The organism is Pseudomonas salomonii, from assembly GCF_900107155.1.
GTDB classification, from domain to species: domain Bacteria; phylum Pseudomonadota; class Gammaproteobacteria; order Pseudomonadales; family Pseudomonadaceae; genus Aquipseudomonas; species Aquipseudomonas salomonii.
Window position 1 is genome coordinate 417,766 of sequence record NZ_FNOX01000003.1, and the last position, 19,448, is coordinate 437,213.

Here is a 19,448-nt window from a genome sequence, read left to right on the forward strand (position 1 = left end):
CGAGCCGGTTTGGTGTGGCAAACAGGCTCGTTGTGGCGAGCAGGCTTGCCCTGCGTTGGGCGGCGAAGCCGCCCCATCCCAGGCGCCCAGTGCCTGGAGGAAGATCGCGGCGGCAGGTTTCAGGGCCGCTACGCAGCCCAACGCAGGGCAAGCCTGCTCGCCACAACAAGCGTGCTCACCTCAAGACTATTCGCCACAGCAAGCTGGCTCACAGGCCATAAAGGCCGCCCCAGAGCGTCGAATCGATTGCACTGATGGTTATTATCGAAACGAGCGCCTGTGTGATTGCCAGCACCGGTTCCTATAATCGCCTCCACTTTCCCTCCCCTTCGCCTGGCTTCAGGCGACATTCCTTCTGGAACCGACACCATGCCAAGCCCCAGCCAGGCCCACAGCGGCCGCCCCGAACATAATCAACAAAGTGTCAAACAGCAGTGGCTGGCGATTCTCTCGGTCGCCGTAGGCGCTTTCGCCCTGGTAACCAGTGAGTTTCTGCCGGTGGGCGTGCTCAATGACGTCGCCAGCGACCTGGGCATCAGTGCCGGTCACGCCGGCCTGATGGTGACCCTGCCCGGCATCATGGCCGCCCTTGCCGCGCCTTTGCTGTCGGTGATCATTGGTGGCATGGACCGTCGTTACCTGCTGATCGGCCTGACGCTGATCATGATCATCGCCAACTCGGTAGTGGCCTACGCCAGCGACTTCAGCCTGCTGCTGTTCGGCCGTGTGCTGCTCGGCATCAGCATCGGCGGCTTCTGGGCCACGGCGATTGCTCTAAGCGGCCGCCTGGCGCCCAAGGGCGTGGGCGTAGCGAAGGCCACCTCGATCATCATGATGGGCGTGACCCTGGCCACCGTACTGGGCGTACCCGTCGGCACCTGGCTCAGCGGACTGATGGGCTGGCGCATGACCTTCCTGGTGACCGCGATTGTGGGCGTGCCGGTGTTGCTGGCGCAGGTGTTCCTGCTGCCGAGGCTCACTCCGGAAAAAGCCATCCAGATCCGTGACTTGCCGGCCTTGTTTATCAACCCACAAGCGCGGGTCGGCTTGATCGCCGTGCTGCTGATCGGCCTGGCGCATTTTGCTGCCTACACCTATGTCGCGCCGTTCTTCAAAAACAGTTCCGGCTTCGACGGCCCGACCATCGGTTCGCTGTTGCTGCTGTATGGCGTGGCCGGCGTGATGGGCAACGTCTTTGCCGGTTTCGCCGCCAACCGCAGCGTGCGCCACACCCTGCTGTTGGTCGCGCTGATGATCGGCACCAGCACCGCGTTGTTCCCTCACTTCGCCACCGGCATGACCGGCGCCGCGATGCTCATCGCACTCTGGGGCTTCGCCTTCGGCGCCTTCCCGGCCTGCGCGAGTATCTGGATGTTTGTGGTTGCACCTAAGGATGTGGAACGCGGTATGCCGCTGTTTGTTGCCCTGTTTCAGGTGATCATCGCCTTGGGTTCGTTCTTTGGCGGCCGGATCGTCGACCAGATGGGCAGCGCAATGCTCTTGAGCCTGGCCACGGCGCTGGTGGGGCTTGGGTTTGTGACCGTGCTGGTGTTGGGGCGTAATGTGAGTAATAGCTTGGCGGCGCAGCCTGGCTGATACAACTCGGCAACCACTAAAAAGCCTGCCGAGCATTGAGCTCGGCAGGCTTTTTTTGTTTCAGGGGTATTGGGTTAGTTGCCTGGTTTATCCGTTGGGAAATGACGCTCAAGTGCAGCGTCCACCAGTGCCTGAGCGTTCTCGATCAATTGCGCCAGGCCCATGATCACGGGTGACTGCGTGCTGTCCGGGTCTTCGGCGCATTGGTAGGCGGTTTGAAGGGCGGATGCGAGGATTTCGGAGGCGTTGGCCAGGGCTTCTTCGGAGCCGACGTCGGCGCCTACGTGGAAGATTTTGCGAGGGGAAAACTCGGAATCAGAATCAGGGTTGGTCGTGTTCATTTTGTAGCTCCTGTATGCAATGGGAGCTGTCACATTCTGCTGTCAAACAGAATCAGGTGGCAGCTATGCGCGGGTTGACAGACCGGTATACAGGACCCGGCGCACCCGAAGATGCCCCACGCACAGCCGCCATAAAACGACGTCACAGCAGAAAAGGCCTGTAATCGTATGGAGGTCGTACACCTGTATATCGGTCTGTCAAAACCGGTCGCCATGAGGGCGACGGCGGAAGGTTAGCGTCCTGCCTCAACCAGTGCAAGCTCGTGAGGGAGCTGCAGAGCCAACGCCACGGGTAATCACGCTTATGGAAATGCCCAGTAACGAGTGTTCCCAAAATGAAGCTTGTGCACTCAAGCCCCTGGGCTAGCCTAAAAAAGATCGCTGGTGTACTGAGGAGCTTCTATGACACATGGACATTGTGATGCGCTGACAAGGGAGTATGCGAACGCCATACGTCCCGACAAACTTGCCAATAGGCCTTTCCTGGTCCACTGTAATGACCATTGTCATTACACGAGCATCTTTCCCATGGCGACTATAAGCATCCGTATCGATGACGACCTGAAAGCGCGCGCCTATCGCGAACTGGAAAAACTCGGCGTTACACCTTCCGAACTGATGCGCCAGGCCCTGCAATACGTGGCGGACCGCGGCCAGCTACCTTTCAAGCCCGTTCTGATGACTGAGGAAGATGAAGAGTTGATGGCCACCGTCCGGGAACGATTGGCATCACCTCAACGGGTAAAGGTTTCTATAGATGACCTATAGCCTTGATTTCGATGCGCGTGCATTGAAGGAGTGGCAAAAGCTCGGCGACACCATTCGTCAGCAGCTCAAGAAGAAGCTGGTGGCCATCCTGAACAACCCACGCATTGAAGCCAATCGCCTGCATGACCTGCCCGACTGCTACAAAATCAAGCTACGTAGCAGTGGTTACAGGCTGATTTATCAAGTGATCGATCAGGAAATCACAGTGGTGGTGGTGGCCATTGATAAACGGGAGCGTGAACAGGCTTATCGTAAAGCGGGCGAGCGTTTGAGCTAGCAGTAGATCCGACATCCTTCGCAAGATTGCGCTCGAACAGAAAGCCCACGGAGGCCAAGTCAAGCTCGTTCAAATGAACCCAGTATCTGTGACAATCGCTGACTGCCCTGCATCCTTAGTCAGGATAAAGGCGCTAAACGCCAGAAAATCACCTAAATGCTGAGTGATGATTGCAACAGTGATCGGCAACTGAAGCGTTTGATACTCATGCACTGCGATATTGCGGAAACCGACCATATTTTTCAGGTTGGTCAACAGAGACGATTGGACCCAACCGCCTCGTGACAGCAACTCAAACACGTCTCGAGCGCCCTGAGGAACACCCAGTCGTTCACGTCGAATTAGATGCTGTCCCATATCCAGAGCAGCCTCACACGCACGCAGAATATTAAGAATCGCCGCATCCTGACGGGTGAAGTCAGTAGCGAAACTGGCAGGGTCCTTGTCGTATTCCTCGCGAGCGCGAGCGACACAACGCTCAATGCTCGACGCTTTGTTGATGAGGACATCATCGACCATGCACTTTTCCTTCCTTCTGGATATCGGCCAGCAACCCTGCCCTTGCAGTGTCCAGCTCGGTTTTTTCGCTGAGGATGTAACTCTCGAAAATACCTGCCTGGCCGTCCTTGTTCCAGAGCCTGCGCCCTGTTGTTATGACTTGATATTGCATGACGGTGGACGCAGCCCGCAGGTCGAGTAAATCAACGGGCACCGCCACAATGTCAGCAAGCTCTCCAGCTAACCGCCACAACAGCAGCGGATCCACAGAGCCCGCAACAAGCACTGCCAAGTCCAGATCGCTGTCAGCATGTGCCTCGCCTGTCGCCTGACTGCCAAAGACATAAACCGCGATCAGATCAGGAATACCGGCCAATAAGTGAGCCAACACTTGCTCAACGTTCATGTTGCGCTCCACGTGTCATCTGATGAATGACCGTAGCAGAAATCGCCTCGACATTTCTGCCCCAAACAAAAAACCCCCAACAACAATTAAGTTATCGGGGGTTTTTCGTTATTCAATAATGGCGGAGAGATAGGGACTCGCCACACACCACGAAAAAACCCAGCAACCATTGTACCACAAGGCTTTCCATGTGAATCTACGTAGAATCTTTACGTAGAATTGGCCGCTGGTAGATGATCATGGCAAAGGCAAACAACCTAGAACTCCAAGGCGGCACGTACCACGTAAGGCTGGACGTCCCCAAGGACGTGCGGGAAGCATTTGGCGGTCGCAAGGTGCTATCCCAATCGTTGAAAACGGGATCGAGAGAAGAAGCCCTATACCGTCGCCTACCTATCCTTCACGCTTGGAAAAGTCAGATAAAAATCGCACGGCAAGGCAAACAGTTGCAGGATGGCTGGCAAGACAACGTAGCCATGATGGTTGAGCAACTTGACCAAATGGCGACTAGCGCCAAACGGGAAAGAATCGGCGAGAAAATCCCACCTCTGCCAGAGCCTGATCCCGAAGCGGTGAAGCAGGCGATGGAAAACCCGGAGGTAGTAGCAGCCCTTAAAGCGATGATTGAGCGCCGCAGGGGTGAGCCAATGGGGATGATCAAACTTGAGGATGACCTAGCCGACCTGTTCAAGGGGTTTGTGGGAAGACGATTGACCGAAAGTCACAACCTAACCCCTGATCAGAAGGACGAACTGGCAGTCCTGATCAAAGACCCTACCAGTTACAAAGCTCGCTCCCCTATCACCAAGACACGTCTGGCAGCATTCCGCACATACCGCCTTGAACATCACGTGGCACTCAAGACGGTAAACCAGCAGGAAGCGAAGCTGTTGAGCTTATCGGACCATCTTCAACAATCCGGTAGTCCTCTCGACTTCGATGCAGTTAGCACTTGGTTGCAAGGTATGACGCTAAGCAGCAAAACCAAGCAGCAATACCTGCTCGCTGGCAGCCAGTTCTGGCAATGGGCTTGCACGCATGAACCGCAGTGGCGACAGACCTTTAAAGGCCAAGTTAACCCGTTCGAAAAGCACACCCTGCCCACCGTCAAGGGCAAGGCAAAGAAGGAAGCAGCACGGAAAGCTTTCACCATCGAAGAAATTGGCGCCCTTCATACGGCGGCAAAGGAGCAGGGCCTAAACACACTTGCAGACTTGATCCTATTGGGAGCGCTCAGCGGCGGCAGAATCGAGGAGTTATGCCAGCTTCGCACGGAGAACTTGATCACTATCGAAAGCGTGCCAATGTTCGATATCACGGACTCAAAGACTGTCGCGGGAATCAGACAGGTCCCTATTCATCCGCAGCTAAAGAGGCTCGTTGCTCGCCTTGCCGACACCTCTACCGATGGATTCTTAATACCGTCCGAAAGCAAAAACAAATACGGCATTCGGTCAGACGCTCTTAGCAAGGCATTTGGCAGATTGAAAACGGCCAATGGGTTTGGGCGTACGCACGTATTCCACTCGATTCGTGCGACGGTGATCACCCAGTTAGTGCGAGCAGATGTGCCAGACAGATTGATCAGAGAGCTAGCCGGTCATGAATCGGGAACGGTGACGTTTGACGTTTACAGCAAGGGCTCATCACCCAAACAGAAGCTTGCCGCGATCAAGAAGCTCCCCACGATCCCAAGCAGTTAGCTGCCCTTGACTGAATCCTACAGCTCACAACCACCCGCCGACACAATCCTTGAAGGCATAAAAACGTCCAGCATCTGAAGGCTTGCAGAGAACAACTAAGTCCGTCTTAAATTATCCGGATGCAGCGCATACCTTCGCCCTGCTGGGGTGAGGCCAATATAAACCGCGTTACCAGCCAGCTCATCACCGACAAGGCCGCGTGTGGTCAGGACATCTAGAGCAGCTTGTACTGGTAACGGTGTTGTACCGACGCGCTCCTGAAGATCCCTTCTACTAGCGTGCATGTTGTTCTCCAGAAAGCCTGCAATCGTCATCAATACCATATGCTCAAGGTCGTTCAGGGGCGTGTCTACTGGATGCCTCAGCCGGTGAATTTCGCACTCTGATCGCCGTAGCTCCATCAGTGCGTACGCAAGCGCGGCAATGACGCTCAGACCAGAGATGGTCGTACACACCAAAAGCCAAAGGGGCATCGGAACCTCCTGAAAAAGCCACTCACTACGCTGGACAAGCCAGCCCCACAAGTTTGCCAGAATCGTTATGTCGAGATAGGCATCAAGAATCTTAGTCAGAAGCCAAGTAGCGACGATGCCGCCGATGGGGAGGAGTACAGATTTCTTTAAACTGAAGGTCCATATAGACATTTGTCCGCGCGCCATCCCTGATTTAGTGGCGAGAGGATAGCATTTACGAAAGTCGCGGGTGCACAGCGTGTCAGGTGTGCATACTCAGACTGAAACCGTATCGAGCACGAGGCGAAGATGGGCACCAATATGAAAAGGACCTTGGACGAATTTGTTGCCGGGTATCAGACACCCACAGAGAGCGCATGGATCAACGATCTAGCTATCAGAAGCTTCAGGGATATAGGGGATGGCGATTATATAGCTGCACGACTCGCACTCAGGGCCAGTCTGCCGACTCAAGCTATTTGGTCCGGTTTGCAGGCGGTCGAGAAGTATTTGAAGTGCATGCTCCTGCTGGGCAGGGTTAGTTCCAAGAATGTAGGACATGACCTCAACAAGGGCTTGCGGCTCGTAAATGAACGGTTGCGATTCGATATTTCGCTTCCCGACCGGGAGCGAAAAGTCTTCGAGCATCTAGCTGACTCGGAGGGCGATAGGTATTTAGTATCCTCAGTCTTCTTGCTTCACGACGAACTGCCGGGGCTCGACGCGCTCATTTGGCGACTCCGACAGTATTGCGTCCCGCTGGGTATAAAGCACTACAACGACACGCCAAACGAGTCTGTACTCCTAGCCAACCTCGCGGAGCTTAGAGAAAGACTTGAAGGTGCTCCAACTGACGGCTACATCCCTAATGGATTGCTGGAGAAAGTTTTAGCAGAAGAAGGCAAACCCGCCCATGAGGGCCTTGTCTGGCGTAATGCAATGTTCGGCAATGATGAACCTATTTCCCCTGGTGCAGGGCTGAACCCTTTTGTCGCTATAAATTCGCCCCTGTATCTTCATCCTGAAATCGCACGCCCTGTGAGCGAGTTAATCAGATTGCCTGCCGGGGCACTGGAAGCCTTTGAAACGTTAGCTGCTACCAAGAAGAGGTGATTTTCAGCCATATCTATTGCCCGCCGCTGAACTAGGATCGCAACTCAATGGGCGATTGGCTTGTGGCGGGGGGAAATAACCAAGCCCCCCCCAGAAATTTGCTGGAACGGCTCAACGGTGGACGCTGACGGTCATCGAAAGCTGTTGCTTCCTGAAAATAAGTCGTGTGTTGGGTGCCGCTGGGCTCGCTTCTGGCAGGCGTTGAGCCGAGTGCTGTCACTTGTATCTGGTGCAACGAAGCCCGCTCCTGGCGGGCTCTGTAGGCGTTACGGTCAGGCTTTCATTGCCCGCTGAACGGTGCTCAAGCTGACACCAAGGGCCTTTGCCACCTTGCGGAAGCTCGCCCCATCCTCTGCCATTGCCTTGCGGATAGCGTCATCGTCCACAGACTTAACACGTCCCTTGTAGACACCCTTCTCCTTTGCCTTGGCGATGCCCTCTGCCTGACGCTCACGAATCAACGCACGCTCGAACTGAGCAACACTGCCCAGCAGACCCAGCATTAGCTCCTGCATGGGGTTGGCTTCGCCGGTGAAGTGAAGTTGTTCCTTGTGAAACGAGACTGCCACGCCCTTACCAATGAGCCCCTTTACAAGGGCTAGCAGGTCTTCCAATGAGCGGGCTAGCCGGTCGATGCTGTGGACGTGGAGAACGTCGCCCTTGCGAACATGGCGAAGCATTGCCTGTAGTTCGGGGCGGTCAGTGTTGGCCGCTGACACCTTGTCTGTGAACACTTCGTCCAGGGCAACACCTTCCAACTGGCGAGCGGTGTTTTGGTCGGTGGATGAAACTCGAATGTAGCCGATGCTCGCCATTACTCTCCCCTCTGTATTCATTTAACTCTAGAGGTTTGAGTATGTCCGTGTTCATTAATAAAAACAAACCCTATTGAATACTATCCTTGTATTCACCGACGAGCGGTCTCAAGGGTATACCCAAATGAATACAATCTAAAAATTGATCCATTGACCCTCATCAAGCTATGGTGGCGATTTAACATACGCAGCAGGAATGATTTAGATGAATCTCTTGTTACAAGATCCAGGCAATGACCTAGTTTACATTGAGCACAACGGAAAACGTCGCGGACCGTACGCATGTGCTTTCAGCACCACCCCCCTTAGGCTTTTCCAGGTCGAGCTGGAAATCACCGAAGGCGACAAGATCGTTCGCAAGGTGCACGGACAGGAATTCGTCTACACAATTAACGAGTTCGAATACTACAGCGGTGGACACTCCCACTCTCGTTTTGACCCCCATTACGAGCTGACAATTACAAAGGATTCCGCCCTCCCCAAGCCGCAGCCTTCCGTCACCACCAATAACATCAACATCCACGGATCGACCGGCATCCAGATTGGCGACCACAACGTCCAGAATCTTGAAGTAGCCCTGAAAGAGGTGCTTACCTCAATAGACAACGCGGACGCCCCTAAGGAAGAGCGAGAGGAAGCGAAGAACAAGCTCAATGCCTTCCTTGCACACCCACTAGTTTCTGCCGCTGTTGGTGCAACACTTCCCGTGGCTCTCGGCCTACTGAGCTGATTACTTCTCCCTTTCGGCCCTTCGGGGCCGGAGGCTATCGCCGCCTTGGCCTTGCAGGAAAACGGTGGTTCCGGCTCAGAACGGGCGTTTTAGTGTGAAAACCTCGATTTGGGCGTCAGCATGGACCCGAGCTAAGCAAATTAACGTTGCCCCCTACGGAAACAGAGGGCTTCAGACGTGCCACAAAGTCAATCTTAGAAACAACGCCCACATCGCGCACTGGTTTCGAGTGGGTTTTGTCCAGGTTATCAAGAGGTTTCCAAAACGGTATGACGTTACGGTGCCAGCATGGATAATCATGCCTATGACCAAGGAGCACTGGCGAATGGAACGATTGAACGGGTGGCAAAGGCTGTGGGTTGCGGTTGCAGTAATCCTGCTTGCCGCGATTACCCTAGGCGGGGTGGATTCCTACCCTAGCCAATCCGAGGTCAAAGACAGGTATCAGGCACGACTAAAGTTTTGGGGCGACTGCAACCTCTACTATCAAGGCCACAAGCTAGCACCAGAAACGCCACCATCACTCTGCCTCGACTTGAAAAAAGATGATGCGGTGATGACCTACAGGAAGACGGCAATCGAATACAGCGATGAAGTAGAGCGATTGCCTGTTAGGCGCCTAGGTTGGGCTGGGACCATTCTAGGTATATGGGCAATCACTAACCTCGTCATTTTCAGCGTATTTACCACCACAAGGTGGATATACCGGGGCTTTCGCCCCAAGGCTGCATAACCGTCTACATCTCACGCTGTATGGCCTACGAGACTTGGATCAGCGGACTATCACCAATCTGCACCACGTAAGCGATGGTAGCCAATTTGGCGTGGTGAGCAGCCTGCCTCAAGGCTTGGTCTACTTTCTTGGCAATGGGTGCCCGGTTCAATTCATCTTGGTAGGAGGTAGTCCAGACTGAGTAACCAGTTACTCGCTGCCAGCCTTGTTTGCGGAGTGACATTTCAAACCTCAAGCGCTGGAGGGCCGTAGCTTCCTTTAGCTGGGATATCGCCGTGCAATGCACCATTGAAATCTTCTCTGTGATGGACGCTTGCCCTAAGGGTATAGGACTACCCACAGCGCCGCTGTAAAAGCATCACCGGGACGATGGTTTACTGTCCACGAAAGTCATGCTGTAGGCCCCGGCCTAGGACGTTTCCCTAGATACCTTAGCTACCGCTCCCAAGGTGGCGACTCCACTTCATATGTCACCGTATGGCCCCACCAAGCACAAGGGTGGTAACAGCGCGAGCTGTAAAGTTGATTCACCTCCATTGCCTCCACCTTCCGGTGGACATATCGCCACCGGACTTCCAGTCCAACCGAAGTCATACATAAAGAAATCACCACAGAACAGCTCTTGCCTTTGATCTTGCTCTTAGATTTTTCGTGCATAAACGAATGCGTTCGCATTCAGTAGTTTTCCGTCAGCGCTCGCTGACAACTGTTGCCCATCACCTTCGGTGTATCAAGATCCAGATCAAAAGCTTTTTGGGTTGTGGTGATGCTGGATGTATTTACTGATGGGCTGATCCGGAATCGGGACGATACGACTAACGGCAATCCACGCGTGAGTCCACCGTAGTGCTCCGCACTGTGCGAATAGCTCCCTTATATATCTGTCGTTAATTCAAGTTACTGCCCCCCCCTTGATACTCTTCCCATCAAGGGTGAGTAATCAGGTTCATTCAGCCATAAGTTCTTCTTTCCATTTTCGGACAGTATTCCTTGATACACCTGTCTGTCGGGCAATCGCTTTTATGCCTTCACCTTGCCCCAGCATGCGCATTACGTCTTGGCGCTTCGAATGTTCCCTTTGACCTAGCGGCTTCACTTCCGCCGAAGCACTAGGCCAGAGCGTGTTGAAATCAAACGTCAAGTCTAACCTAGCAAGTATTTCTGGGTGGCGTTCCAAGTACAGTGCGACTCCTCTCAAGGAAATTCTTGCCGCCTCGACAACACGTTGAATCTGCCGAATGCTCATCGGCTCGTGATCATGGTTCAGTAGGCAGCCTGAGGCGCTTTCCACTGAAATCTCTGGCTGACGGAGTAGTATAGCGACGTCAGCAGGAGAGACGCTGTATTTGCCGTTGATTACTCCTGGGCCGACATTGATTGCCCCATGAATGTAATCGTCCAGCCAAGGAGTACATACTTCTTCGATTTTCACTGCACGCATGATTGCATACAGTGGGTTCTGTACTATCGATGAATTACGACCTTTCCTGACCGCTCTCTCTGCATTCAAAGGGAGACAAGTAGTGGGCAGTGTAACGATTCTTGGGGTATATCTGTTGTCGTTTTTGTTCGCTATAGCAATGCCGACAGGGCTTCCGTCTTCGTCCATTACGAACACAGTAGCCTCTTCGTACGATGGGGTTGAACAATCGAACGGTTCGGGAGCGTACTCCGAGAGGTTATACCGCCCTAGCACTTCTCCCGTAACTCTGTCGAAGACTATCCCGTCAACAACTGTCGTGGAATGATTGGCAAGCGTTAAACGAATATCGGGACTTGGGGCAATAGCGTCTTGGTTGGCAGCGATTGTGCCGGGGGTCAAACGAAGGGTAAACGTAAGCATACTGTTCGGCTCCTGTGTAGTAGTTCAATTCATAGGCGAGTGCCTCGGTTGGTTGGTTTGGTCAAATTCCAGACGGCAGGAAATCGACGTCTCACGTTGCACTGGGGCTAGTCGAGATCGTTCGGTTCTGGTTTTCTGGAAAGCGGTTAATATGCATTTTAAGACCATATCTGTCAAGCAACTTTACACTTTCAAGCTCCTGTAGTGCGATATGAGAGCCTTACTCTTACCAGACAGCCCAAACTTCGTTTTACAGCATACGCGACGACTAAGAGGCCAGCAGAGGCTTACAAATCCAACTCCCCCCCCTTTCTTAGCCAACGCCACTCAGTGACGAGAGTTTAGATAGACAATGAAAACGATCACGATAATGATGATCAACAACGCTTTGTTCTTGTATTGATCCTCGTTGCGAATAGCCTGGTACGCTTCCACGTCGGACTTCCCAGATTCTTTGTGCTCCAGTATTCGAGCGATCTTCTTATCAATTCTTTTGTTATGCCTACTATTCTGCATGGCGACAAGAAACCAAAACACTAGCCACAACCCGGCTGTAGGTATGCAAAGGAGGAGATGCAGAATGTGATTGGTGGTCTTCTTCTGGCCGTTCAGCACGTAGATTCGTTCGTTCATGACTGTGCTCACCTAATAAACACTGGATTGTCGAGCGGACAAAATATCTGAAATTCAGATATCTGAAAAGCAGATATAGGTTGAGCAGCTAATCTCCATAGCTGACGACCATGCCTAAAACGATCTACAGACGTGAGCACGCTGCACTCCTGTCACTGCTGAAGAAATACCGAGACGAGGCAGGTCTGACCCAGGTCCAGTGCTCAAAAGCGCTGGGGCGCCCGCAATCTTTCATGAGCGACGTTGAAAGCGGGACACGCCGCCTGGATGTAGTACAGGTCCGCGACTTGTGCAACGTCCTTGGAGTTAAGCTTACGAAGCTGGCAATTGAGCTTGAAGAATTACTGGCAGAGGAAGGATAAGGCTACACATACGACCAAACGTACCCACTCGATGGCGGAAACCGCATTCATAGCTCGGCTTACGCGGCCGACCTTTCCTTAGCGATTGCCTAGGTATACGAGCAGTACCGAATTTTCTCCCGCCCACCCACAGGTCTAATCTGGGTACGTACAAGGATGGATTGGAACTACTAATCCAGTAGTCCACGTATTCCTTGCCCTATAGAGCCGACCTGAAAGCCGCGTACCACTTTTGTACCAACACAACTTCCAGACGTTGACGCCCAGCCCCTCACGAGAGGCTGCAATCGGCCAATAGCAGGCATAGCCTCTGGTCTGAAAGCGATCATTCAATCTTCACATACGACCTAAGCACCATCGACTTGACCATCTAGTGGTTGCCACAGGGTGTTAGCAGCCGTCGTTCCTGATTCGCTGAGCCTTCGAGCTCGTGCGTTCCTCGTGCAGGTCGCGACGTCGAAGAGTATGAGCATATCTATTCGGTCGGATGGCCACTTTAGGGTCGGACATCTGGTCACTCGAAAGACGCAACTGTAGGATGCTGCCAAAGGGAATGGAGGAAGCTGCATTGATAACTACTACGCCACCGGCTGGAGGCAGGGCAACCCAAGCAGGAATGGACTTCGGTGCTGCAGTTGGTGTGTGGTTCGCCAGTCATCTTGTGACGGCCACTCCTGTTGGACGTCGCTTCGGCCTAGGAGTGGGAGCTTTTCCTATCAAACTCCAATTTGAAACCGGCACTGGACTCGACGACATTGAGGTAACTCTCTCGGATGGCAGCGTGATCCTTGTCCAATGCAAGACACGACCTAGACTATCCAACTCTTCCGAATCTGGCCTAGCATCGACGATCTCCCAGTTAGTTCGCTTTGTTGTTTCCCAGACGACACTCACGTCCTATGTCGATCCCGCACGAACGTCAGCCGTCTTAGCGGTTGCGAATGACGCGCCGGCCTCCTTGAACAATTTAGAATCCGCATGTCGGATGTTCGACACAGGCGGCACTTGGTCGGAGGTCTACGCCCGTGTAAGTAATTGCCAGCGTTCCGCACTCGACATTCTGCGTGATCGCGCAAATGCAGAGTGGTCGGTACAGTGCAGCGGTGTCGTGCCGGACGAAGAGTTGGCTCGCTTTGCAATGCTGTTGCACATAGTGCGCTTCGACGCCTTCGAGACTGGTAGCGATCTCCGCGAATGCGCTCGTACTTTAGGAGTGCGCTTGTTTGGCGGAGAAGAGGCGGGTAATGCGCCTTTAGAAACCCTGAACGGAATTGTCCGCCGACTTGTACGAAGTGGCGCGCCAACAGACAAAGGGGGGCTTCTGCATCTGCTACGCACTGCTGGACATGAGGACCTGTGTGCGCCGATGTTCGACGCAGATATTGCGCGCCTGACAAAGCGAACGCAGACGGAGGTGGCTCGACTGGAGCGGCACTCCCGCTTGACAATCGATGGAGGCGTTGCGATTCCGCGAGGATGCATGCCGATACTCAAGGCGGCTGCAGAGGAAGGAAGCCTTTTGGTCATCGGAGAGCCCGGCGCGGGGAAAACGGGAGTTTTAGTAGCACTGGCGCAGGAGCGACTGCGTAGCGAGCTTCCGACCGTATTCCTATCGGTAGATGACCTGTATGGCGTGACTACACTCGATACTTTGCGAACAACTTTTGACCTAGAAGCACCTATTCTCGATGTCCTGCATAACTGGCCGGGTAGCAGCCCCGGACTCCTAATTATTGATGCACTGGATGCTTCGCGGGGCGGCCCATCAGAAAGCCTCTTCGCCAGGTTCATTGAGGATGTATTACGCACGCTGGGCGAAAGATGGTCAGTGCTCGCGTCAATCCGCACTTTCGATTTGCGAAACGGCAGGCGTTTCCGTGAGGCAATGGTTGGGGCACCACCATCAACAGACTATGCGGAGCCAGGCCTGGAGAGTGTGAGACACTTCAAGATCCCACGTCTTAACGATGACGAGCTTGCTGGACTGACGGAGCGGAGTACGCAACTTGGTGAGCTGTTAGGTCATGCTCCGCCGTCTTTGCGTGAACTACTCAAGAACGTCTTCAACCTATCAATTGCGAGTGAGTTGATCGACGGAGGGACGGCTGCCGCAAGCATCCGCAGCATTGCGACGCAGTCGGAGTTACTAGAGGAGTACGAGGATCAACGGTTGTCGTCGAGCCGACTTCAAACCGCAGTTGCCGCTTCCGTCAAGGCAATGATTGACCGTCGGCGCCTCACCGTCAGAAAGATCGACATCGGGCACGAGGCGCTCGACGACGTTCTGCGGAGTGGGGTACTTGTGGCATCGGGCGACCGTGTCCATTTTGCCCATCACGTTCTTTTCGATCATGTCGCGGGTCGCTTCTACTTGGACTGGACCGACACACACAGACTGCAGGCGCAGGTCACTGAAGACCCGGCAATCGGGCTTCTGCTGGGGCCTTCGCTCAAATTCGCGATGGAGCGCGTTTGGCGCGATGACGCTCCAGGCCGTTATAGCACCTGGGCATTGACTATAGCGATCACCAGCGCTAACGGCATAGACCCAGTTGTTGCAAGCGTTGCGCTTAGAACCGTGGCGGAACACGTTGAGTCTCCGGCCGATGCTCAAGGTCTGTGCGATCTTCTTCGTGACAAGATTGAGGCAGATATTATGGGCCCCGCCCTGTCGAGGCTCTCGCGATTTGTCGGCATGAGCCTTGCAGACAAAGGCGCACCGTCCTCCTCGGCAATGTTGTCTTGGGCCGAAGTGGCAGTTCAGGCTGCACTCTCGGCGCACCGACTCTATGCCGACGCCGCAAGGTTTTTGTTATTCACACTCAGTGAGCGCGGTGACTTCGCTGATCGAGCGTTCGCACTTAAGTTTGGAGAAGCGGCGCGCGCATTGCTTTCGCTTGCCTGGCAATTCGAGCCCCCACTCCCGAATCTTGCTTCGAGCGCTATTCGTATGGTGACCAAATCTTTCAATTCCGACATAACAGCGTCGAGAAAGCTCTTGTCTCGCATTCTTCAGGAACCTCGTTTCACAAAGCACGCTCATGAAGAGGCGCCATGGTTGGCAGAAGGCGTTCTAACCATCCTCAAGAGCGACCCAGGGTTCGCGGTGGAAATCTATGAAGTGTTGTTTGACCGTGCGGCGCCTGCAGAAGGTGACAGTTGGATGGGTGGCAGTGTCAGTCGAATAATGCCATTGCGATCAAACAAACGGCAGGACTACGAACACGCGCGATGGCACCTACAACAGGCTCTCCCGTCATTTCTCGCACATCAGCCCGGCAGCGGCACCCTTGCCGTCAACCGGGCAACGCTAGGGTTGGCAGCAGATCGTCGCTCGTACTTGCGATCTATGGAACCGCGGAAAGTGGCAATCGGTGGTGACCATGCACTGCTCATCTTGGAGGACAGCCTATCCCTACAGCAATGGCGAGAAAGCAGTGAGCGTAATGGTGGACAGCCAGGGAGTGAGATACTTGACAGCTATGTGAAGTTTTTACTGGAATGTTCAGATGCAGACTTTGTAGCCTCAATCCATACAATTATGTCAGAGACAGCCGCAGCTTCGGTTTGGGCGCGGATCATTGGTATAGCAGCTGAACGCCCAGGAGTGGCAGACGACCTGCTATGGCCAATTGCCACCTCAAATGACATGCTTGAACTGATTGATGTAGTCAGGGATGCGGTTACCTTTCTCGCTGCGGTATTTCCAAGGCGGTCGGTTTCCGAAAGGAGCAATTTCGAAGCTGTGCTTCTGGAAAACGTAAGAAGCGCTGACGAGAATGAACGTCGAATCTGGCAATCCCGTGCAGCGCGTTTTCTTTCCATCCTTACGGACGAGTCCCTCGCCGAGAGTCCTCTCAGGGAGTTGCGTACTGAGCTGGAGCAACAAGGACTACTAACTGGCAATCGACCCCACATGACGATGAAGCTGGGCTGGGGCAGATCGGAAGACTTCACTGACAGCTTGCTCAAGGGGGATGGAGTCGATTTAGATGAAGGCTCCGACGCTGAGCTGAGGCGAACTGTGCGTCCTTTAGACGCGCTGATTCGCAACGCCGACGGGTTGGACACGCCGGAGTCAATCGCCGAACTCTGGTTGCTGACCGCTACTGTCATAACCACAATCGACCAGTTGACCGCGCCACCGCCCCATGAGCGGGTACTTCAAGCCAGTTGGGGCTCAGTCAGCAATGCAGTAGAGAAGATCGTCCAGTCGGAGCACTACAGCGAGATCCGACTGGGTCATCCGTCCTTAACCGCTCTCATCGCAATCTTGGATCGGATGGCAGTCAACCCCTTTCCCGAGGCACGAAATTCCAACGACTCCGGCCTCATGTCTTGGGGGAACTGGGATGTGCGCGTTTACGTCGCATCAAGCTATATGAGCTTGGCCGCCTTCAGTAGCTCAAACGCGGAGAGCTTACGAGACCAGCTTATCCGCGCTCTTGATGACCCCGCACCAGCCGTTCGCCTTCAAGTTGTGCAGTCATTGAACACTCTGTGGGAAGTGGATCGCGATCACATGTGGAGGATGGCGGCGAAGGTTGCAGCGGAAGAGATTGATATCGGAGTGATAGGTTTCTTTATCGGTGGCCCTCTTTTCAGCCTTGCCGAAGTAGCACCTGAACGTTGTGAAGAATTCATAAGCGGGATTCTCGCTAGGCTGCCCCACCGGCAGGAAGAGGAAAGCCGGCAGGGTGATTTCTATGAGGCGATCGCCAGCATGGCATCCCGTTTGTGGATAGTAGGTGGAAGAAACATTGCTCATGGATGGATACTGAATTGGGTTCGGACGCTCGAAGACTCCGACGCTTTTTTGTGGCCATTGGTTTCGTGGCTTCGCGGCCCACTCTTTACCAGTTATCAAAACGACGCTACTGACCGCGATAGCGAAATTCAGAGTCGGGCCCGAGAAGTATTGCGCGCCATCGTTGACTCGGCTGGCGATGCTTTGGGAGCAGCCAAGCTGGATCTGATGGATGATTGTAGTACCGAGCCGCAACGCATCGCTGCTGAGCGACAATACAAGGCCGGTCTTCGCTTGATGGAGCATAGTTGCAATCAGCTTTATTTCGGTTCTGGTGCATTCAAGAACGGAAAGACCGGCGGAAACGGTGCGGGTCTTGGCGATGAAGGAGTGATGCGCAACTTCCTGGCCGAATATGAAGGCATTCTTGATCGAATAGCCCTATCCGGCAACTCAGCTGTCGCTTATCACCTTGTCGAGCTATATGACCATCTTGCAGGTGCTTCGCCCGATCTGGTGTTCGACAAGGTCGCCGCGCTGGTGGTCGGGCCCGCCGCCAGTGACGGCTATCACTATGAAAGCCTGGCGCTCGATTCCGTCGTCCGCTTGGTACGTCGCTACCTCGCTGACTACCGGGCCGCATTTGATGATGTGAGTCGCCGCGCTCGTCTCGTGAGCGTCCTTGAACTGTTTTCCAGCGCGGGGTGGCCAGAAGCACTCAAGTTGCTCTACGAGCTACCGGATTTGCTACGGTGAAGTTGCTCGCAGAAACCGGCGCGTTCGCCGAGAAGCTACGTACGGGAATGCAGCAGTTTCGGCGAGAAGAGGCGTATCTCCGGAATCAGTACGCAACTGCCGAGAGCGTAGCGCCGGAGTCGATGCCTGCCTCCATGCTGGAGCGTCCGACGCGACGCTTCCTCATAGATCACTTCTTGCGGGCGCTTGACTGGAATCCGGATAACCCGGGACAAGTCATTGAAGAGGCAAGAGCATATAGCGCAAACAACGATCGTCTGTATTTTGACTATTTAGGTGTATCGCCGACCGATAGAGCTCCGGTTTTAATCGTCGAGGCTAAAGGTTTTGATATCCCAAAACCTCGACGTGCGAGAGGTTCTGAGCTTGACGCGAAAAATATGGCGACACTCATCTGCGAAGCTCTGTTCGCACTCAAGGATAAGTCTCAAAGGGGATCAGGCATTATTGCGGAATGGGCGGAATACCTCAAAGACTTGCATAGCTATGTCTCTGCTCTGAACGAATTCGGTAGGAGAACACTTCGTAGGGTTGTGATTACCGCTGGAAATTGGGTCATCGTTTTTGAGGAGCCCATTGCTTGCTTCGTCACGCCTGGCCAACCGATCACAGAACGCGTGCATTGCTTTCCCAATGGTGACGAAATCCTACTGCGTCATGTAGAACTATTTGAGATGCTGCACCGGAGCCGGCTGGTTGATACGCTCCCACTCGCATTAGATGTGCCGGAGGCACTCGAATTTCTGCCTCCAGACAAGATTGGAGACTGCTACCGAGCGGTCATGGTGGCAACATCGGCGACAACAGGCGCAGAGCGCAAGAAGTATCCAACACGCTCCGTCTATCCGGCTATGCTAGTCAAGAGCAGCAATAGGTGGTTCGCGATCCTGGACTTGGACCGCTGGGCAGAAGAACCCAAAGGAAGTGAGCGAATTGAGGATTTCCTTACAACTCTTGAGCAGGCAGGGAACGATCTTGAGAAGCGCCTCAGAGCCAGGCTGGGCCTTCCCCTTATACCGAGGTCTTTAGATCAGTTTCCCGGCTTCCCACAAGCACAAGTCCGCCAACACAGTAGCGCTGAGATCCCCCCACTTCCCGGCTCAACTGCTGCCCGAATAGTCATCGGAGGGAGAAGAACATTCGTAATACACTCCGGTGAACCTGGAGCACCTTCGGAGTACGTCGTAGTTACAGGTACCTCTTGGTTTTACAAGAGTGATCGGGCAACCACGCCTAGCATGTGCAATTTCCACTATTGGAAGGCGGCGCGGAACGCAGGTGTCGCGAAGGGAGATTTGCAATCGACCTGCTTGATCGCTTCCTTCACGGAGGACGGGCAGGACAGGCACTGCTCGCACGGTGACTTGCGGAGCATTCGTGCTCAGCGCTGTCATGTACTGCCGCTGGAGACCCACATGTGCTGCCATTCGTGCTCCTTCATCCGAATTTGTTGGGATTCCGACCGTGACCTACTCCCATGCCCTATCGCTTAAAAACGTTTGTCTTCTCTAGATCTTAGCGGCCACTTCTGTGGCAGCATCGGCAAAAGTGTTGCAGTTGCCAATCGACGCAAGAAGAAGCCACAAAGGGCGTTGCAGGTGATGTATTTTACGTAGAATCATTACGTAGAATTCTGAAATGCAAAAAGCCCCGAGACCTTGATCTACGGGGCTTT

Annotated in this window: 17 protein-coding genes; 10 read left to right on the forward strand and 7 right to left on the reverse strand. The window is 53.9% G+C overall.

The window, feature by feature from the left end; genetic code table 11:
- The first annotated feature begins 369 nt into the window (after positions 1 to 369).
- Positions 370 to 1,596 carry an MFS transporter gene (locus BLV67_RS09305; RefSeq protein ID WP_069788564.1) on the forward strand — a complete coding sequence of 409 codons (1,227 nt, stop codon included), beginning with the start codon at positions 370 to 372 and terminating at the stop codon, positions 1,594 to 1,596.
- Positions 1,597 to 1,670: 74 nt separating this feature from the next.
- Here BLV67_RS09305 and BLV67_RS09310 read toward each other — a convergent pair whose 3' ends face one another.
- Positions 1,671 to 1,937, reverse strand: coding sequence for a DUF6124 family protein (locus BLV67_RS09310; protein ID WP_069788563.1), 267 nt, complete (start codon positions 1,935 to 1,937; stop codon positions 1,671 to 1,673).
- A 528-nt stretch (positions 1,938 to 2,465) separates the two neighbouring features.
- Between BLV67_RS09310 and BLV67_RS09315 the strand changes: the two genes are divergently transcribed.
- Both BLV67_RS09315 and BLV67_RS09320 read left to right on the forward strand, forming a co-directional pair.
- Entirely contained in the window at positions 2,466 to 2,705 is a 240-nt protein-coding gene (locus BLV67_RS09315; RefSeq protein WP_069788748.1) for a type II toxin-antitoxin system RelB/DinJ family antitoxin, read from the forward strand.
- On the forward strand, positions 2,695 to 2,982 hold the full coding sequence (locus BLV67_RS09320) for a type II toxin-antitoxin system RelE family toxin (protein ID WP_069788562.1): 288 nt from the start codon (positions 2,695 to 2,697) through the stop codon (positions 2,980 to 2,982). The genes BLV67_RS09315 and BLV67_RS09320 overlap by 11 nt, the downstream gene beginning before the upstream one ends.
- 69 nt (positions 2,983 to 3,051) lie before the next feature.
- On the opposite strand, the gene hepT is transcribed toward BLV67_RS09320, so the two are convergent.
- Together hepT and mntA are read right to left on the reverse strand one after the other, a co-directional pair.
- Positions 3,052 to 3,501: a type VII toxin-antitoxin system HepT family RNase toxin gene (hepT, locus tag BLV67_RS09325; RefSeq protein WP_069788561.1), complete on the reverse strand. Its 450-nt coding sequence runs from the start codon at positions 3,499 to 3,501 to the stop codon at positions 3,052 to 3,054.
- Positions 3,491 to 3,886 carry a type VII toxin-antitoxin system MntA family adenylyltransferase antitoxin gene (gene mntA, locus BLV67_RS09330; RefSeq protein WP_069788560.1) on the reverse strand — a complete coding sequence of 132 codons (396 nt, stop codon included), beginning with the start codon at positions 3,884 to 3,886 and terminating at the stop codon, positions 3,491 to 3,493. The genes hepT and mntA overlap by 11 nt, the downstream gene beginning before the upstream one ends.
- Positions 3,887 to 4,125: 239 nt before the next feature.
- Between mntA and BLV67_RS09335 the strand changes: the two genes are divergently transcribed.
- Positions 4,126 to 5,589 carry a site-specific integrase gene (locus tag BLV67_RS09335; RefSeq protein ID WP_069788559.1) on the forward strand — a complete coding sequence of 488 codons (1,464 nt, stop codon included), beginning with the start codon at positions 4,126 to 4,128 and terminating at the stop codon, positions 5,587 to 5,589.
- A gap of 95 nt (positions 5,590 to 5,684) precedes the next feature.
- On the opposite strand, the gene BLV67_RS09340 is transcribed toward BLV67_RS09335, so the two are convergent.
- Positions 5,685 to 6,233 carry a helix-turn-helix domain-containing protein gene (locus tag BLV67_RS09340; protein ID WP_069788558.1) on the reverse strand — a complete coding sequence of 183 codons (549 nt, stop codon included), beginning with the start codon at positions 6,231 to 6,233 and terminating at the stop codon, positions 5,685 to 5,687.
- A gap of 117 nt (positions 6,234 to 6,350) precedes the next feature.
- On the opposite strand from BLV67_RS09340, the gene BLV67_RS09345 reads away from it, so the two are divergent.
- Complete coding sequence (locus tag BLV67_RS09345; protein WP_069788557.1) at positions 6,351 to 7,154, forward strand: HEPN domain-containing protein; 804 nt, start codon at positions 6,351 to 6,353, stop codon at positions 7,152 to 7,154.
- A 272-nt stretch (positions 7,155 to 7,426) separates the two neighbouring features.
- Here the strand turns inward: BLV67_RS09345 and BLV67_RS09350 are convergent, their stop codons facing one another.
- Positions 7,427 to 7,969 carry a recombinase family protein gene (locus BLV67_RS09350; protein ID WP_069788556.1) on the reverse strand — a complete coding sequence of 181 codons (543 nt, stop codon included), beginning with the start codon at positions 7,967 to 7,969 and terminating at the stop codon, positions 7,427 to 7,429.
- A 205-nt stretch (positions 7,970 to 8,174) separates the two neighbouring features.
- Here BLV67_RS09350 and BLV67_RS09355 point away from each other — a divergent pair, with 205 nt between their 5' ends.
- Together BLV67_RS09355 and BLV67_RS09360 are read left to right on the forward strand one after the other, a co-directional pair.
- Positions 8,175 to 8,699, forward strand: a complete 525-nt coding sequence (locus tag BLV67_RS09355; RefSeq protein ID WP_069788555.1) for an RIP homotypic interaction motif-containing protein — start codon at positions 8,175 to 8,177, stop codon at positions 8,697 to 8,699.
- A gap of 325 nt (positions 8,700 to 9,024) precedes the next feature.
- Entirely contained in the window at positions 9,025 to 9,432 is a 408-nt protein-coding gene (locus BLV67_RS09360; RefSeq protein WP_069788554.1) for a hypothetical protein, read from the forward strand.
- Positions 9,433 to 10,378: 946 nt separating this feature from the next.
- On the opposite strand, the gene BLV67_RS09370 is transcribed toward BLV67_RS09360, so the two are convergent.
- Both BLV67_RS09370 and BLV67_RS09375 read right to left on the reverse strand, forming a co-directional pair.
- Positions 10,379 to 11,275 carry a helix-turn-helix transcriptional regulator gene (locus BLV67_RS09370; RefSeq protein WP_069788552.1) on the reverse strand — a complete coding sequence of 299 codons (897 nt, stop codon included), beginning with the start codon at positions 11,273 to 11,275 and terminating at the stop codon, positions 10,379 to 10,381.
- A gap of 327 nt (positions 11,276 to 11,602) precedes the next feature.
- Positions 11,603 to 11,908 carry a hypothetical protein gene (locus tag BLV67_RS09375; protein ID WP_069788551.1) on the reverse strand — a complete coding sequence of 102 codons (306 nt, stop codon included), beginning with the start codon at positions 11,906 to 11,908 and terminating at the stop codon, positions 11,603 to 11,605.
- A 110-nt stretch (positions 11,909 to 12,018) separates the two neighbouring features.
- Between BLV67_RS09375 and BLV67_RS09380 the strand changes: the two genes are divergently transcribed.
- The 3 genes from BLV67_RS09380 to BLV67_RS09390 all read left to right on the forward strand — a co-directional run bounded on the left by BLV67_RS09380 (position 12,019) and on the right by BLV67_RS09390 (position 19,266).
- Complete coding sequence (locus tag BLV67_RS09380; RefSeq protein WP_069788550.1) at positions 12,019 to 12,270, forward strand: helix-turn-helix domain-containing protein; 252 nt, start codon at positions 12,019 to 12,021, stop codon at positions 12,268 to 12,270.
- Positions 12,271 to 13,750: 1,480 nt separating this feature from the next.
- Complete coding sequence (locus BLV67_RS09385) at positions 13,751 to 17,773, forward strand: NACHT domain-containing protein (RefSeq protein ID WP_141722777.1); 4,023 nt, start codon at positions 13,751 to 13,753, stop codon at positions 17,771 to 17,773.
- Positions 17,770 to 19,266, forward strand: coding sequence for a hypothetical protein (locus BLV67_RS09390; RefSeq protein ID WP_069788549.1), 1,497 nt, complete (start codon positions 17,770 to 17,772; stop codon positions 19,264 to 19,266). Before BLV67_RS09385 ends, BLV67_RS09390 begins: the two co-directional genes overlap by 4 nt.
- Positions 19,267 to 19,448 lie beyond the last annotated feature (182 nt).